The sequence below is a fragment of the Micromonospora cynarisoli genome (assembly GCF_030518815.1).
In the GTDB taxonomy this organism is placed as follows: domain Bacteria; phylum Actinomycetota; class Actinomycetes; order Mycobacteriales; family Micromonosporaceae; genus Micromonospora; species Micromonospora wenchangensis.
In genome coordinates this window covers 2,411,416-2,428,366 of the sequence record NZ_CP130426.1, presented here as the reverse complement: position 1 = coordinate 2,428,366, position 16,951 = coordinate 2,411,416, and the positions used below count along the sequence as shown (strand labels likewise).

Sequence of the window (16,951 nt, the reverse complement as noted above, 5' to 3'; positions counted from 1 at the left end):
CCGCCGGGAGGCGGGGCCGCCGGCCGACCGGCGGACCGGGCGGCGGCTCTCGACCCGCCCGGCCCACCGGAGGCCCGCCGCTACCCGCCCACCGGTCCGCCACCCGCCGTGAGCGCCGGCCGGGCCAGCAACTGCCCCAGCAGCTCGGCCAGCACCGCCAGGCCGTCGCGGCTGAGCACCGACTCCGGGTGGAACTGCACCCCGGCGAAGGTCGCCCCGCGCAGCGCGTGCACCGACCCGTCGGCCGGGTCCCGGGCCAGCTCCACCGGCCCGTACGGCGACCCGACCCGGTCGGTGCCCGCCCGCGCGGTGAACGTCGAGTAGAAACCCACCCGGCGCGGCACCCCGAACAGCGACACCTCCCGTTGCAGGCCCTGGTAGGGCGCGGCGCGGCGGTGCAGCGTCAACCCCAGCAGCCCGCTGAGCAGTTGGTGCCCCAGGCACACCGCCAGGGTGGGCAGCCGCGCGTCGAGCCGCCCGGTCAGCAGCCCGCGCAGGGCGGCCATCTTCGGATCGTCGACCGCGCCCGGGTCGCCCGGCCCGGGGCCGACCACCACCAGGTCGTACCCGGCGTCGGGGCCGGGGGCGTGCCAGGGCCGCACGTCCACCGCCAAGCCCAGGGCACGCAACTGGTGGGCGAGCATCCCGGTGAAGGTGTCCTCACCGTCGACCACCAGCGCCCGCCGGCCGGCCGCCCCGGGCAGCACCGTCGCGCCGGGGCCGCGCTGGTCGAGCCAGAACCGGGCCAGCGGGGTGTTGCGGGCGGCGAGCACCGCCCGTACCTCCGGGTCGTCGGCCCACCGCACCGGCGGGTGCGGCCCGTCGGTCGACGCCTGCGGGCCCAGCCCCAGCGCGGCGAGCACCCCGGCGGCCTTGGCGTGCGTCTCGGCGACCTCACCGGCGGCGGTGGAGTGCCGCACCAGGGTCGCCCCGACGGGCACCCGCAGCCGCCCGGTGGGGGAGATCTCGGCGGTCCGGATCAGGATCGGCGCGTCCAGCGTCTGCCGGCCCTCGGCGTCGCGGCCCAGCAGCGCCAGCACCCCCGAGTAGTACCGCCGGCCGGTACGTTCGTGCCGGGCGATCACCCGGCAGGCGTTCTGCATCGGGCTGCCGGTCACCGTGGGGGCGAACATGGTCTCCCGCAGCACCTCCCGGACGTCGCGGGTGCCCCGGCCGGCCAGCAGGTACTCGGTGTGCGCCAGGTGCGCCATCTCCTTGAGGTACGGCCCGACGACCTGCCCGCCGTGCTCGGCGACGCCGGCCATCATCTTCAGCTCCTCGTCGAGGACCATGTACAGCTCCTCGACCTCCTTCGGGTCGTGCAGGAACCGCAGCAGCGCGTCCCGCCCGGCGGTGGCCCCGGTGTGCCGGAAGGTGCCGCTGATCGGGTTCATCATGACCAGCCCGTCGTCGACGCTGACGTGCCGTTCCGGGCTCGCGCCGACAAGCGTCCGGGTGCCGGTGTGCACCAGGAACGTCCAGTACGCGCCCCGCTCGTCGCGCAGCAACCGGCCCAGCGCCGCCAGCGCGGCGCCCAACGGGGCACCCTGCACGGTGGCGTGCAGGGTGCGGTGGATGACGAAGTTCGCCCCCGCACCCCGACCGATCTCCTCGGCCAGCACCCGGTCGACGATCCGGGCGTACTCGTCGTCGTCGACGTCGAAGGCGGCGTCGGCGCAGACCACCGGCCCGTCCGGCAGGGCGGCGAGCAGGTCGGCCAGGGGCAGCGTGGCGTGCCCGGTGATGGTCAGGTACTCCAGCGGGACGCCGTCGTCCACGCAGGCGAAGCCCCGTTCGGCGATCTGCCGGTAGGGCACCAGCGCCAGCGTGCGGGGACCCGGACCGCCCTCGGGCAGCGGCAGGTCGGCCAGCCGCCCGGCGACGTCGACCGGGCCGGTGAACAGGTCGACGTGGTCGACGCCGTCGCGGCGCAGCAGGGCGAACGGGCCCGGGTCCACGCCGTCGGCGACGGCGGCGAGCAGGTCGTAGAGGTGGTTCATCGGGTTTCTCCTCCGGGTCGGGTCGCCTCGTCGGGGCGGCCCCGGGTGCCGGGGGAGGACCGTCGGCCGCCTCGTCGGGCGGCCGCGTGGAACAGCTACGCGCGGGGGACGGCCGCCGGGTCGGCGGGCCACCAGCAGGTCAGGTGCGCGGGCATACCGACACCCTAGGCGGTGCACCCCCGACGGGGAAGGGCGTTCCCACCCGTACCGCCGGGTACCGTGACCCGCGATGAACATTCTCGCTCTCGACCTGGGCACCTCCTCGGTCCGCGGCCTGGTGCTCGACGCCGACGCCGATCCGCTGCCGGGAGCGTTGGCCCGCCGCCGGGTGCACCTGACCGTGGCCGGGGACGGCACCGGCACCCTGGACACCGCCGGCTACCTCGCCGGCCTCACCGAGTGCCTCGACGAGCTGGCCGCCGCCGGTCACCTGCGCGACGTCGGGCTGGTCGCGGTCTGCGCGCAGTGGCACTCGGTGCTGCCCCTGGACCGGTCCGGTGACCCGCTCGGCCCGGTGCTGACCTGGTTGGACACCCGGCCCACGCCGCCGCCCGGGGCGTCCGGCCCGGCCGACCCGGAGGACTTCCACGCGCGTACCGGGGCGTGGTGGCACCGCTGCTACTGGTCGGTGCGGCTGCCCTGGCTGCGGGACTCCACGGCCGGGGTGACCCGGTTCGCCGGCCTGGTCGAGTACGTCCTCGGTCGACTGCTCGACGACGCGCCCATGTCGGTGTCCATGGCCTCGGGCACCGGCCTGCTCGACCTGAGCCGGTTGGCCTGGGACGACGAGGCCGTCGCGGTGGCCGGGGCGCGGCCGGGTGAGCTGCCGGAGCTGGCCCCGATGGACTGGCAGGGCCGGCTGCGGGCCGAGCACGCCCGCAGGTGGCCGCAGCTGGCCGGGGCGCGTTGGGCCGCCCCGGTCGGTGACGGGGCCGCCTCCAACGTCGGCTCGGGCTGCGTCGACCCCCGCCGGGCGGCGGTCACCGTCGGCACCTCGGCCGCGGTACGCCTGGTCCAGCGGGTTCCGGCCGGGTCGCCGCTGCCACCCCTGCCGGCGTCGCTGTGGCGCTACCGGGTGGACCACGAGCACGTGGTGACCGGGGCGGCGTACTCCAGCGGCGGGAACCTGTTCGCCTGGGCCGACCGGGAGCTGCGGCTACCGCAGGGGCCCGACCTCGACGCCGCGTTGGCCCGGATCGCGCCGGACGGCGTGCTCCCGGCCAACCCCCGCCTCGGCGGGGACCGACCCCCCGGTCTGGCCCCGGCCGGCTCGGGTGAGCTGCGTGGGCTCAGCTTCTCCAGCACCGGGGTGGACATCCTCGCCGGGCTGATGACGGGGCTGTGCCGGATGGTCGCCGACGACCTCGCCGTGCTGGAGTCCGGTGTCGACGCACCCGTCGAGGTGGTGCTCGGTGGGGGAGCGGTGACCGCCTCCGCGTGGTGGCGTACGGCGTTCGCCACCGCGCTCGCGCCCCGGTCGGTCCGGCACCGCGCCGAGCGGGAGATCGGGGCGACCGGGGCCGCGCTGGTCGCGCTGGGTCGGGTGGCCGACGCGGACCGGCTCGCCGGCACCGGCCGTACGGAGGAGGACCCCTCACCGACCTCGGCGCTTCCAGCAGGCGGCTCTGCCCGCCCGGATGCGCCGTCGACCCGTTGACACCGCTGTCTGGCCTGGTTGGATGGACCCGGCCCCCCGTCGTGGGGACGGGAGCCGAGGAGGCGAGACGTGGACGCAGGTCCCGACCCGACACCGAGCGCGGAGTCGCCGGGTCGGAACCGGTTCGACGAACGGGTCGTGCCGCACCGGCGGCGTTCGCCGTTGCGGCTGCGGGACTGGCGGATGCGCACGAAACTCGCCACCGTCCTGGTCATCCCGTCGGTGGCGTTCCTGGTGCTGGCCGGGGTGCAGACCGCGGGGCTGGTGGGGCGGACCACCGCGCTCAACGACTTCGCCAGGCAGGTCGGCATCGGGCAGCAGATCACCACGGCGGTGGACCGGCTCCAGCAGGAACGCGACCGCACCGCCGGTGAGCTGGCCGCGCTGCGCCGGGCGGGCGGTGCCGCCGACCGGGACGCGGCGTTGGTCGCGCTCCGGCCGCTGCACGCCGCCACCGACACGGCCTTCGGGGCGTTGCGCGAGGCGGCCGGGCCGCTGGCCGACTCCGACGCCGCCTGGCAGGTCGCCTACGCCGAGGCGGTGGAGGCGTACGACCAGGTGGTCTACATCCGCTCGGCGGTGCCGCCGGCGGTGTTGAGCAGCGACACCATCCTGGGCAACTACCACCGGGCGGTGGAGGCGCTGCTCGGCCTGCTCGCCGAGCCGAGCCCGGGGCCGGACCGTCCGGAGTTGACCGACGCGGTGCTGCGTTACGTGCAGCTGGCCCGGGTCAAGGAGTTGTCCGCGCGGATCAGGGGCCAGTTGTACGCCGCCGCCCGAGCCGGCCGGTACGGCCTGGAGGACCAGGTCAACCTCACCGACCTGCGGGCGCAGCAGCTCGCCGCGTTGGGCGCGTTCCGGGTGGCCGCGACGACCGCCCAGATCCAGGCGTACGACCGGATCTCGCGTGCCGGGGCGTTCGTGGACGCCACCCGGCTGGAGGAGAAGAGCATCAGCACCGGCAGCAGCGCCCTGCCCGCGGTGCTGCCCGCCAACCAGTGGTGGACGGCCAGCGAGCAGCGGCAGGAGCTGCTGCGGCAGCTGGAGGAGCGGGTGCTCGACGACGCGGTGGTCCGGGCCGACGAGGTCAGCGGCGACCAGTTGCGCACCACCCTGCTGGTGCTGGGCGGCATCGTGGTGGTGCTGGCCCTGGCGGTGCTGCTGGCCGTCCTGGTCGGCCGGTCGATCGCGAACTCGATGCAGCGGCTGCGTGACCAGGCGTTGCGGATCGCCCAGGTGGAGCTGCCGCACGCCCTGAAGCGGCTGCGGACCGTCGACGGTGGGGTGCCGACGATCGACGTGCCGCCCGCCGTGGTCCGCTCGCAGGACGAGATCGGCGAGCTGGCCGAGGCGTTCGTGGCGGTGCACCGCAGCGCGGTCAGTGTCGCGGTGGAGCAGGCGGAGACCCGCCGTACGGTCAACGCGATGTTCGTCAACCTGGCCCGGCGCAGCCAGGTGCTGGTGGAGCGGCAGCTGGAGCTGTTGGACGACCTGGAACGGGAGGAGGCCGACCCGGACCAGTTGGAGAACCTGTTCAAGCTGGACCATCTGGCCGCCCGGATGCGCCGTAACGACGAGAGCCTGCTGGTGCTCGCCGGCACCGAGTCGACCCGCCGGTGGAACCGGCCGGTGCGGTTGGGTGCGGTGCTGCTCGCGGCCAGCGCCGAGATCGAGCAGTACCAGCGGGTCCGTCACGAGTCGGTGGCCGACCTGTACGTGGTGGGGCACGCCGTCGGGGAACTGGTGCACATGGTGGCGGAGCTGCTGGAGAACGCGACCGCCTTCTCCCGGCCTGACACCCTGGTCCGGGTGACGGCGCGGGCCGAGGGCGGTGGTGCGGTGGTGGAGATCGCCGACGCCGGTCTCGGCATGAGCCCGACCGCGTTGGCACAGGCCAACGCGGTGTTGGCGGAGCCGCCGGTGGCCGACGTGGCGGCGGTCGAGCGGATGGGTCACTTCGTGGTCAGCCACCTGGCCGCCCGGCACGGCGTCGGCGTGCGGCTGTCCGCGCAGGGGCAGGGGTTGGTCGCCCGGCTGACCCTGCCGGCGGCCCTGCTCGCCCCGGCGCCGGAGCTGGACGGGGCACCACCGACCGGGTCACCCGGGTCGCGGGCGCTGGCTCCCGTCGCTCCCGCAGCCCTGACGCCCCGGCCCGTGGGGCGGCCGTCCGGTCCGGTCGGGCCGTCCTCGGGGCCGGCCGCGTGGCCCGGTCCGGGCGTGGTGGGCCCGGCGGAGCTGCCGGTGGCCGGTCGTCGCCCGGTCCCGTCGTCGCCGAACCAGCTCCCGGCCCGCGCCGCGCCGGTGCGGACACCGGCTTCCCCGGCCGACGGCGGCTGGTGGTCCCGGCAGGGCCCCGCTCCGTCGTCGCCTGCCACCCTGGGCGGGAGCACCCCGGCGCCGCCGCTGGTCCCGGTCACCGGTGGCACCAACGAACGGGGGCTGCCGGTGCGGGTGCCGATGGCCCAGCTGACCTCGGTGACCGAGCCGGCCCGGTCGCCGTCGGCCCGGCTCCGCGAGGACCCGGACCCGGAGGCGGTGGGCGGGATGCTGTCCCGGCTCTACAGCGGAGTGCGCCGTGCCGAGGCCGAGGAGACCACCGAGTTAATCTTGCCGCCGGGTGTGCGCAGTGAGGGAGGACGACAGTGATGACACTGAGCCAGGAGGCGCGTGACCTGAACTGGTTGGTCAACGCGTTCGCCGAGCGGGTGCCCGGGGTGGCGCACGCGGTGGTGGTCTCCTCGGACGGTCTGCTGGTGGCGATCTCGGCGCAGTTGCCCCGCGACCACGCGGACAAGCTGGCCGCCGTGACCTCGGGGCTGATGAGCATCACCGCGGGCGCGGCCCAGATGTTCGACGGGGACGTGGTCAAGCAGACCGTGGTCGAGATGGGCCGGGGCTACTTCCTGGTGATGCAGATCCGGGACGGTTCGATCCTGGCGACCCTGGCCGGTGCGGACGCGGACATCGGCGTGGTGGGCTACGAGATGGCCCGGCTGGCCAAGCAGGCCGGCGAGATGCTGACCCCGGCGCTGCGCGCGGAACTCCAGCAGGCGTTGCCCCGCTGACGGTCGGTCGGCTGCCGGGCCGGACCGCCCCCACGCGGTCCGGCCGTGCCTGTGGTGTTCCGGCTTTGCGACGGCCTACAGGCCGTTGTCGCGGATGACCTGGCGGTACCAGTGGGCGCTGCGCTTCAGCACGCGCCGCTGGGTCGGGTAGTCCACGTAGACCAGTCCCCAGCGCTGGTCGTAGCCCTCGGCCCACTCGAAGTTGTCGAGCAGCGACCAGACGTGGTAGCTCTCCAGCGGCACCCCGTCGGCGATGGCCCGGTGGACGGCGGTGAGGTGGTCGCGCAGGAAGGCGATCCGGCCGGCGTCGTCGACGGTGCCGTCCGGGCCGAGGGTGTCCGGGCAGGGCAGGCCGTTCTCGGTGACGGTGATCGGGACCGGCCCGTAGTCGCGGGTGACCCGGGTCAGGATGTCGTACATGCCCTGCGGGTAGATCTGCTGCCAGTCCGCCTCGCTGGTGGGCCAGCGGGTGACGGTGTTGCCGTTGCCGGTCAGGTAGAGCGGGGTGTAGTACTGCACGGCGAGCAGGTCCACCGGGCTGGCGATGGTCGCCAGGTCGCCGTCGCGGATGCCCTTGGCCATCCGGCTGTCCGGGCCGAGGTCGGCCAGCACGTCGGCCGGGTAGGCGCCGGTGAGGATGGAGTCCAGGTACAGCCGGTTCTCGTACCCGTCGTGCAGGGTGGCGGCTGCGGCGGCGGCCGGGCTGTCGTCGGCCGGGTAGCAGGGGTGCAGGTTCAGCGCCGGGCCGATCCGGGTGTCGTAGCCGGTGGCCCGCAGTGCGCGCACGGCGAGGCCGTGGGCGAGCTGGAGGTGGTGGGCGACCAGGTAGGCGGCGTCGGCGTCCTGCCGGCCGGGGGCGTGGTGGCCCCAGAGGTAGCCGTTCTGCACCACGGTCTTCGGCTCGTTGATGGTCAACCACACCGGCACCTGGTCGCCGATGCCCCGGAAGACCGCGTCGGCGTAGTCGGCGAACCGGTGGGCGGTGTCCCGGTTCTCCCAGCCGCCGGCGTCCTGCAACGCCTGCGGCAGGTCCCAGTGGAACAGGGTGACCATGGGGGCGATGCCGCGTTCGTGCAGGCCGCCGATGATCCGCTTGTAGAAGTCGAGCCCGCGCTGGTTGGGCTTGCCGGTGCCGTCGGCCTGGATGCGGGGCCAGGCGACGGAGAACCGGTAGCTGCGCAGCCCGAGGTCGCGCATCAGGTCCAGGTCGTCGGCCCAGCGGTGGTAGTGGTCGGCGGCCACGTCCCCGGTGTCGCCGTTGCGGGTGCGGCCGGGGGTGTGGCTGAAGGTGTCCCAGACCGATTCGCCCCGGCCGTCCTCCTTGGCGGCGCCCTCGATCTGGTACGCCGAGGTGGCGGCGCCCCAGCCGAAGCCGTGCGGGAAACGCACCCGCTCCGCGGCGGGGTCGGCGGTCGGGTCGCCACCCTTCGGCGCGTCGCAGCCGGCGGCGAGGACGCCGGTGGCCGCGGTCAGTCCGGCGCCAGCGGCGGCGGCGGAGAGCCCGGCGCCGGCGGTGGCGGTGGCGGAGAGCGCGGCGCGGCGCAGCAGGCGTCGCCGGGTGAGTATCGACATGGATGTTTCTCCTCAGGGTGCGGGCCACCCCGACGGCCGGGAGCGCTCCCAGCGCGGGCGTGCGACGGCCCGGCCGCCTCGGGGGCGGACCGCCAGCCTAGAGGGCCGCGCGTGGGCGGCCGGGATGGGGAATGGCGAGTGTGACGGGCGTCGTCAGGGACGGTCGGCCGTCTGCCGAGGGGCAGATAGCGATCGAGGCCGGCCGGGTGGCGCGCACGCCTGACCCGTCGGCCTCTTTTCCCGTCGAGTACGGGGGTTTAGTGTGGGGACGGGGGAGGGCAACCCCCGTCCCCACCTGTGTTGCACACACGCACGCTCGAATTGGCGTCCGGCCGTGCGTGTCGCGCGGGAGCCGGGCCACGCGAGTGGCTCTGGTTCCACCTCCCTCCGTGATGGTGGGTGTTGGCTGGCGACGGTGTCCGGGCTGGCCCGTCGTCAGCCGTTCGGGCTGAACCCCGTGGTCGGGCGACCACGGTTGTGACCTTCACTTGTTGCATCTCCGTCGATGGAAGCGCTCCCATCGGCGATGCTGCGACTGTAACGCCCGTCACGGCTTTGTGAAAGCCCCTAAACGAGATCGAAACATCGACCTGCGTTTCGACAGAGGTAGTTGTTGTGGGAGCGCTTCCATGGCACACTGTCGAATCAACGCAGCGGAGCCAGACACGCGCGAGTGGGTCGCCGAGGGCATCCGGGTCTCCCGGACGGCACCCGAAGGAACGGCACGACGGCCGCAGCGGCCGTAGCCCGTCCCTGCCCCGGCCCACCGGCCGGACCGACCACCATTCCGGCACCTCCGTCCCCCCGCGCACCCCTGTGGCGGCGCGTGGAGGTGCCTCCGCCGGGGCCCGCAGCCCCGGCCCGGTCCGAGGAGACACCGCGCACATGAGACTCATGGCAAGACGTCGCCGCACGGCGATGCTCGCCGCCACCGCACTCGCCATCGGCGGGGTGGGCCTGCCGGCCAGCGCGGCCCAGGCCGCGCCGGCCTGCGACGTGGTCTACGCCACCAACGACTGGGGCAGTGGCTTCACCGCGAACGTCACCATCAAGAACCTGGGCGACGCGGTCAGCAGCTGGTCGCTCAAGTGGACCTTCCCGAACAGCAGCCAGCGGGTCACCCAGGGCTGGTCGGCGAAGTGGAGCCAGAGCGGCAGCGAGGTCACCGCGACCAACGAGTCCTACAACGGCAGCCTCGGCACCGGGGCCTCCACCACCATCGGCTTCAACGGCTCCTACTCGGGCAGCAACCCGAAGCCGACGTCGTTCACCCTCAACGGCACCCCGTGCAACGGCACCCCGGCCAACCAGCCGCCGACGGTCACCCTCGGCGTGCCCACCGGGCCGTTCACCGCGCCCGCCGACGTGCCGCTGACCGCCACCGCCAGCGACCCGGACGGGACGATCAGCAAGGTCGAGTTCTACCGCAACGGCCTGCTGGTCAACACCGACACCTCCGCGCCGTACGCGTACACGCTGACCTCGCTGCCGGCCGGCAGCTACACGGTCCAGGCGAAGGCGTACGACAACGCCAACGGCATCGGCGTGTCGGAGAAGTCGTTCACCGTCAACCCGGCCACCGGCCCGGTGCTGGTCGCCACGCCCTCCTCGGTGAGCGTCAACGAGGGTGGCAGCAGCACCTTCAACCTCAAGCTCAGCGCCGCGCCGTCGGGCAACGTGCCGGTCACCCTCACCCGCACCGGTGACAGTGACATCACGGTCTCGCCGACCAGCGTCACGCTGACCCCGAGCAACTGGAACACCGGGGTCACCGTCACGGTCGCCGCGGCGGAGGACGCCGACACCGCCGGTGGCACCGCCACCATCACCGCGGCCGGCACCGGAGTCGGCTCGGTGGTGGTCACCGCCACCGAGATCGACAACGACACCCCCGGTGGGGACAACGCCTACGTGGCGAAGTTCCTGGACCAGTACGGCAAGATCAAGAACTCGGGCTACTTCAGCCCCGAGGGCGTGCCGTACCACTCGATCGAGACGCTGATCGTCGAGGCCCCCGACCACGGTCACGAGACCACCTCCGAGGCGTTCAGCTACTGGCTGTGGCTGGAGGCCTACTACGGCCGGGTGACCCAGAACTGGTCGCCGTTCAACAACGCCTGGACGGTGATGGAGAAGTACATCATCCCGTCGCACGCCGACCAGCCCACCGCGGGCGTCGCCGGCACCCCGCAGTACGCCGCCGAGTACAACCTGCCCAGCCAGTACCCGTCGGCGCTGAACGCCAGCGTCCCGGTCGGCCAGGACCCGCTGCGCTCGGAGCTGCAGTCCACCTACGGCACCGGCGACATCTACGGCATGCACTGGCTGATGGACGTCGACAACACCTACGGCTTCGGCCGCTGCGGTGACGGCACCACCAAGCCGGCGTACATCAACACCTTCCAGCGCGGCACCCAGGAGTCGGTCTGGGAGACCATCCCGCAGCCGTCCTGCGACACCTTCAAGCACGGCGGCCAGTACGGCTACCTCGACCTGTTCGTCAAGGACTCGGGCGCCCCCGCCAAGCAGTGGAAGTACACCAACGCCCCGGACGCCGACGCCCGCGCCGTGCAGGCCGCGTACTGGGCGCTGACCTGGGCCAAGGCGCAGGGCAAGCAGGCCGACGTCGCCGCCACCGTGGCCAAGGCCGCCAAGATGGGCGACTACCTGCGGTACGCGATGTACGACAAGTACTTCAAGAAGATCGGCAACTGCGTCGGGGCCAGCACCTGCCCCGCCGGCACCGGCAAGGACTCGGCGCACTACCTGCTGTCCTGGTACTACGCCTGGGGTGGCGCGTACGACGCCAGCGCGGGCTGGTCCTGGCGGATCGGTTCCAGCCACAGCCACTTCGGTTACCAGAACCCGTTCGCGGCCTGGGCGATGACCAACGTGAACGAGCTGAAGCCGAAGTCCCCGACCGCGGTCGGCGACTGGCAGAAGAGCCTCGACCGGCAGCTGGAGTTCTACACCTGGCTCCAGTCCGCCGAGGGCGGCATCGCCGGTGGCGCCACCAACAGCTGGGACGGTAGCTACGCCCAGCCGCCGGCCGGCACCGCCACCTTCTACGGCATGTACTACGACGTCGACCCGGTCTACAACGACCCGCCGTCGAACCAGTGGTTCGGCATGCAGGTCTGGTCGATGCAGCGCATCGCCGAGCTGTACCTGGAGACCGGCAACACCAAGGCCAAGGCCCTGCTCGACAAGTGGGTGCCGTGGGCGATCGCCAACACGACGCTGGGCACCAACTGGTCGGTCCCGTCCGAGCTGAAGTGGACGGGCCAGCCCGCCAACTGGAACCCGAGCAGCCCGGCGGCCAACACCGGCCTGCACGTGGAGGTCAGCTCCACGGGTCAGGACGTCGGTGTCACCGGCTCCCTCGCCCGGACCCTGATCGCCTACGCGGCCAAGTCCGGCAACACCCAGGCGAAGACCACCGCCAAGGGCCTGCTGGACGCGCTCTCGGCGGCCAGCGACAGCAAGGGTGTGTCGACGACCGAGACCCGTGGCGACTACAAGCGCTTCGACGACGTGTACAACGCCGCCGACGGCCAGGGTCTCTACGTGCCGCCGGGCTGGACCGGGAAGATGCCCAACGGTGACACCATCGCCGCCGGCAAGAGCTTCCTGGACATCCGGTCGTTCTACAAGAACGACCCGGACTGGCCGAAGGTCGACGCGTACCTCAAGGGCGGCCCCGAGCCGACCTTCAACTACCACCGCTTCTGGGCCCAGTCCGACATCGCCATGGCGTACGCGGACTACGGGATGCTCTTCCCGAACGGGTGAGTTGACCCTGCCGGGTGGGTGGCGCGGCGCCGCCCACCCGGAGGCCGACCGGGCCCGGGGGAGCGGACAGCCCGGTCGGCGGGCGGCCTGATTCCCACGGTCAGGCCGGGGGTGGGTCGACCGTCCGGCCGACGCAGCGGAGCGGCCGGCCCACCCCACCATCCGCTTTCCCGCCCCGGCGGGAAAGCGGCGAAAAAAGAGCGGGCGCGGGATAACGCGACGCCCTGTGACGGAGTACCGTGTTGATCGGAGAGGCCGCTCCCCCCGTGGCGGCCTCTCCGTTAACGTCTGTGCCCCCGGCACCCCGCGCCGCATGTCGGCACCGGGCAGGCCCGGCTCACCCGGGTTCCACGGGGTGTCGCAGCCCCGGATGGCCGGCCGGCAGCGACCGACGGATCACCACCCAGCTCACCGTCAGCGCCGCCGCCACCAGCGGCCAGGTCAACGCCAACCGGGCCACGGTCAACGCGACCACCTGCCCGCCCAGCCACAGCGGCAGGAACACCGCCACCCGCAGCACGTAGGTGGCCGCCCACACCCAGCTGCCCCGCGCGTACGCCCGCAGCAGCGCCGGGTCGCGCCGCCACCGCCCCCGCTGCCGCAGCGCCGCCCCGACGACCACGCCGAGCAGCGGCCGGCGGACCACGATGCTCACCACCCAGACCAGCGTGCTGGCGAGGTTCGAGAAGACCTGCACCGCGAAGAAGTCGGCTGCCCGGCCGGTGCGCAGCGCCACCACGGCTGCCAGGCACACGGCCAGCAGCCCGATCAGCACCGCCCGGGGGCGGTCCCCGCGCCGCCACCGCCACAGCGCCACCGCCGTGCCGGCCAGCACCGCAACCGCCACCCCGCCGACGACCGACCGTCCGGTCGCCAGCCAGCCGACGGTGAACGCCACCGGCGGCAGGGTCGCGTCGACCGCGCCACCGCGCCCGCCGAGCAGACCGGCCAACGACTCCACCTGATCCGGCGTCCCCGCCGGACCCTGCCCTACCCCCGGTCCCTGCCCCGCCGCCGGTCCCTGCCCCGCCGGCTGCGCGTCGGCCGGTCCTCCGGCCGGCGGCACGGCATCGGCCGGTTGTGTGTCGGCCGGCGGCAGGGCGTCGGCCGGTGGCCGCGGGGCCGGCCCGTGTGGTGTCGCCGGGTCACCGGCCGGCGGCTGCCGGGGCGGTCGTCCGTGTTGTGGTGTGCCGGTCACCGTCACCTCCCGTGGTCCCGTGTCAAGGTATCCGGACCGCCCCGGTGGGCCCACGCGCGACGTGCCGCGCGTGCCGCTACGGTGTGCGGGTGCGTGCGACGGCAAGGGGTTGGACCGCGGTCTGGTTGGTCGTGCTGGGGTTGGCCCAGACGGCGGCCTTTCTGCTGGTGTGGCGGTTCGCCGTGCACACCGGGACCGGGCAGTGGCTCGACACGGTCGCGTTGACCGGCAACCGGATCGGCCAGGACCGCATCGACGGTCTGGTCAACCGGATCCTCAATGCCATGTCGGTGGTCTCCCTGCTGGCGGCCATGGTGGTGATCTTCTTCATCGCCCTGATCCGGGGCCGCAAGGCGCTCGCCATCTCGGCCACCCTGCTGATCGCCGGGGCGAACGTCACCACCCAGGTGCTCAAGTACGTCATCGACCGGCCCGCGCTCGGCATCGACCCGCAACGCGACGCGGTCGGCAACAGCCTGCCCAGTGGACACACCACCATCGCCGCCTCGGTGGCGCTGGCGCTGATCCTGGTGCTGCCGGCCAAGGTGCGCGTCCTCGGGGCGTTCCTCGGCACCGCGTACGCGGCCGTCGCCGGGGTGGCCACCCTCTCCGCCGGCTGGCACCGGCCCAGCGACGCGGTCGCCGCCTTCCTGGTCGTCGGGGTCTGGGCGGCGCTTGCCGGCCTGCTGCTGCTGGTGTTCCAGCACGAACAGGCGCAGGTCGCCCCCGACGACGCGCACCGGGTGGCCGCGAGCGTGCTCGGCATCGGTGGCCTACTCGCCGTCCTCGGCTGCGGACTGGCCCTGTCCGGCCTGCTCGACCAGCAGCAGGTGCCGGTGGCCGAGCTGACCCGCCGCACCCTGTTCATCGGGTACGCCGGCAGCGCCGCCGGGATCGCCGGCACGATGGGGGTGGTGGCGGCGCTGGTGCTGCTGTCCGTGCACCGCCTGGTGCCCCGCTGGAAGGGCTGACCGGACGCTAGCGCCGGTACGTCCCGACCATGGTGCCGCTGGCCAGTTGCCGACCGGCGAGGGCCGCGTGCACGTCGGCCGCCTGCGGCGCGTCCGCCAGGTCCAGGGGACGCTCCAACGCGTACAGTCGGAAGAAGTACCTGTGCGCCTCCTCGCCCTGCGGCGGGTGCGGCCCGCCCCAGCCGGTGCCGCCGAAACCGTTGGGCCACGCCCGGCCGCCCGGCGGCAGGGCACCCTCGGCGACCCCGTCCGAGGTGGGGGAGATGCCGGTGACCAGCCAGTGCAGGAACGGACTGCGCCCGGCGTCCGGGTCCTCCACCAGCAGGAGCAGTTCGGTGGCCGCCGGTGGCACGTCGGACCACTGCAACGGCGGCGACACGTTGCCCCCGTCGCGGGCGAATCGTCCCGGCAGCAGGTCGTGATCGGTGAACGCGGTGCTGCGTAGCATCAACCCGGGCATCTGGCGACCGCCCCCTCTCCTCGGCCCGCCGCGGCTACCCGGCCACGCCGCAGGCGAAACCAGCTGCGAGGCTGGAACCATGGACGCGGCGTACCCCGGTGACGGCGGCAGGCGGGCCGACCCGTCCGCACCCGCCCCCGGGCCGGCCCGCGCCCCGACGCCTGTGGGTACGGCGTTCCGTGCCGAGTGCGCCCGGCTGGCGGCGGTCCTGTCCACGCTGACCGACGCGCCCGGCCCACCAGGGGTTCGGGACGTGCCGGGCGGCTGGGGCGGCGGGCATCGCCGAATCCACCCCCGGTCCGGCCTTGTTCCGGCCGGGGCGAGCGGGCACGATCGACCGGATGACGAACCGATGGGGCTTCACCGTGCCGCTGACCGGTGTCCCGCTCGCCGAGCACGCCGCCGGTTACGCGGCCCTGGCGGAGGCCGGTTTCACCGACCTGTGGTCGTCGGAGGTCAACGGCACCGACGCGTTCACCCCGCTGGCGCTGGCCGCCGCCTGGCAACCCGGGCTGCGGCTGGGCACCGCGATCACCCCCGTCTTCACCCGGGGGCCGGGTCTGCTGGCGATGAGTGCGGCGGCGCTGGCCGAGGCCGCCCCGGGCCGGTTCGCCCTCGGCATCGGCGCGTCCTCCCCGGTGGTGGTGGGGGACTGGAACGGGGTGCCGTACACCGAGCCGTTCCGGCGTACCCGAGACCTGCTGCGGTTCCTCAGGCCGGCGCTGCGGGGCGAAACGGTCGACGGGGCGTTCGACACGTTCCGGGTGCGCCGGTTCACCCTGGAACGCCCGCCGGTCAGCCCGCCGCCGCTGCTGCTGGCCGCCCTGCGCCCGGGGATGCTGCGGCTGGCCGCCGCCGAGGCCGACGGGGTGATCCTCAACTGGCTGGCCGCCGACGACGTCGCGCAGGCCCTCGCCGAGCTGACCGGGCGCGGCCCCGGGTTCGAGGTGGTCGCCCGGATCTTCGTCTGTCCCACCGAGGACGCCGGCTACGCCCGCACCCTCGGCCGGCGGCTGATCACCAGCTACCTCACCGTGCCCGCGTACGCGGAGTTCCACCGCTGGCTGGGGCGGGAGGCGGTGCTCGGTCCGGTCTGGGCGGCCTGGGCGGCAGGTGACCGGCGGGCCGCCGCCGCGGCCGTGCCCGACGAGGTGGTCGACGCGCTGATCCTGCACGGTTCGCCCGAGCACTGCCGCGACCAGGTCCGCCGCTACGCCGACGCCGGGGTGGACGTGCCGGTGCTGGCCCTGCTGCCCACCCCGGAGGTGGCCGCCGGTGGGGCCGCCGCCCTGGGTGAGCTGATCAGCCGGCTGGGCCCACCGTCGGCGGTGGACGCCGGGCGGCCGGTGGAGCGGGGCTGAGATGAACCTGACCGACCGGGTCGTGGTGATCACCGGGGGAGCAGGGGGCATCGGCGCGGCGCTGGCCCGTCGCTTCGCCGCCGAGGGGGCCGCCGCCGTCGTCCTGGCCGATCTCGACGCCCGGGCGACCGCCGCCGTCGCCGAGGCGATCGGCCCGGTCGCCCGGGGGGTCGCCGTCGACGCCGCCGACGAGGGCCAGGTCCGCGACCTGGTCGCCGACACCGAGCGACGGTACGGCCGGATCGACCTGTTCTGCGCCAACGCGGGCGTGGCCACCGGCGTCGGCATCGAGGCCCCCGACGCCGACTGGGACCGCGCCTGGCGGGTCAACGTGCTCGCCCACGTGTACGCCGCCCGCGCCGTGCTGCCCGGCATGCTGGCCCGGGGCGGCGGCCACCTGATGCACACCTGCTCGGCGGCCGGGGTGCTGACCGCCGTCGGTGACGCCCCGTACACCGCCACCAAGCACGCGGCGGTCGGGCTGGCCGAGTGGCTGGCGGTCACCTACCGGGACCAGGGCATCCGGGTCAGCGCGCTGTGCCCGCAGGGGGTGGACACCCCGATGCTCGCCGACGGGCTGGCCACCGGCCACCTTGCCGCCCGGGTGATCGCCGCCTCGGGCCCGGTGCTCACCCCCGACCAGGTCGCCGACGCGGCGGTCGCCGGGCTGGCCGAGGAACGTTTCCTCATCCTGCCCCACCCCGAGGTCGCCGGGTACGCGCTGCGCCGCGCCGAGGACCCGGACGGCTGGCAGGCCGGCCTGCGCAAACTGGTCCGCCGGCTGCGCGCCACCGACCCACCCCCGGCGTAGCCGGTCCCGGCCCACCACCGTCCGGTCCGGAGCCACCGTGGCCCGGTTCCACGCCGCCGGGGTC

Annotated in this window: 11 protein-coding genes; 7 read left to right on the top strand and 4 right to left on the bottom strand. The window is 74.2% G+C overall.

Going from position 1 to position 16,951, the window contains the following annotated elements:
- Positions 1–80: 80 nt before the first annotated feature.
- Positions 81–2,000, bottom strand: coding sequence for an anthranilate synthase family protein (locus Q2K16_RS09850; RefSeq protein ID WP_302744883.1), 1,920 nt, complete (start codon positions 1,998–2,000; stop codon positions 81–83).
- 229 nt (positions 2,001–2,229) lie between these two features.
- On the opposite strand from Q2K16_RS09850, the gene Q2K16_RS09845 reads away from it, so the two are divergent.
- From Q2K16_RS09845 to Q2K16_RS09835, 3 genes are all read left to right on the top strand, one after another.
- Positions 2,230–3,657 (top strand): FGGY family carbohydrate kinase, encoded by a 1,428-nt coding sequence (locus Q2K16_RS09845; protein WP_302744882.1) that lies wholly within the window; start codon positions 2,230–2,232, stop codon positions 3,655–3,657.
- Positions 3,658–3,726: 69 nt separating this feature from the next.
- Complete coding sequence (locus tag Q2K16_RS09840; RefSeq protein WP_302744881.1) at positions 3,727–6,303, top strand: sensor histidine kinase; 2,577 nt, start codon at positions 3,727–3,729, stop codon at positions 6,301–6,303.
- On the top strand, positions 6,303–6,722 hold the full coding sequence (locus Q2K16_RS09835; protein WP_240762273.1) for a roadblock/LC7 domain-containing protein: 420 nt from the start codon (positions 6,303–6,305) through the stop codon (positions 6,720–6,722). Before Q2K16_RS09840 ends, Q2K16_RS09835 begins: the two co-directional genes overlap by 1 nt.
- Positions 6,723–6,797: 75 nt before the next feature.
- Here the strand turns inward: Q2K16_RS09835 and Q2K16_RS09830 are convergent, their stop codons facing one another.
- Positions 6,798–8,294: a GH1 family beta-glucosidase gene (locus Q2K16_RS09830; protein WP_302744880.1), complete on the bottom strand. Its 1,497-nt coding sequence runs from the start codon at positions 8,292–8,294 to the stop codon at positions 6,798–6,800.
- Between the two features lie 894 nt (positions 8,295–9,188).
- Between Q2K16_RS09830 and Q2K16_RS09825 the strand changes: the two genes are divergently transcribed.
- A complete protein-coding gene (locus Q2K16_RS09825; RefSeq protein WP_302746421.1) occupies positions 9,189–12,086 on the top strand; it encodes a glycoside hydrolase family 48 protein in 2,898 nt (965 codons plus the stop codon).
- A gap of 337 nt (positions 12,087–12,423) precedes the next feature.
- Here the strand turns inward: Q2K16_RS09825 and Q2K16_RS09820 are convergent, their stop codons facing one another.
- A complete protein-coding gene (locus Q2K16_RS09820; protein ID WP_302744879.1) occupies positions 12,424–13,047 on the bottom strand; it encodes a DUF3159 domain-containing protein in 624 nt (207 codons plus the stop codon).
- Positions 13,048–13,367: 320 nt separating this feature from the next.
- Between Q2K16_RS09820 and Q2K16_RS09815 the strand changes: the two genes are divergently transcribed.
- Positions 13,368–14,255, top strand: coding sequence for a phosphatase PAP2 family protein (locus tag Q2K16_RS09815; protein WP_302744878.1), 888 nt, complete (start codon positions 13,368–13,370; stop codon positions 14,253–14,255).
- Positions 14,256–14,262: 7 nt separating this feature from the next.
- Here Q2K16_RS09815 and Q2K16_RS09810 read toward each other — a convergent pair whose 3' ends face one another.
- Positions 14,263–14,715, bottom strand: a complete 453-nt coding sequence (locus Q2K16_RS09810) for a YbhB/YbcL family Raf kinase inhibitor-like protein (RefSeq protein WP_302744877.1) — start codon at positions 14,713–14,715, stop codon at positions 14,263–14,265.
- A gap of 341 nt (positions 14,716–15,056) precedes the next feature.
- On the opposite strand from Q2K16_RS09810, the gene Q2K16_RS09805 reads away from it, so the two are divergent.
- Both Q2K16_RS09805 and Q2K16_RS09800 read left to right on the top strand, forming a co-directional pair.
- Complete coding sequence (locus tag Q2K16_RS09805; protein ID WP_302744875.1) at positions 15,057–16,076, top strand: LLM class F420-dependent oxidoreductase; 1,020 nt, start codon at positions 15,057–15,059, stop codon at positions 16,074–16,076.
- Position 16,077: 1 nt separating this feature from the next.
- Positions 16,078–16,887 carry an SDR family oxidoreductase gene (locus Q2K16_RS09800; protein ID WP_302744873.1) on the top strand — a complete coding sequence of 270 codons (810 nt, stop codon included), beginning with the start codon at positions 16,078–16,080 and terminating at the stop codon, positions 16,885–16,887.
- Positions 16,888–16,951 lie beyond the last annotated feature (64 nt).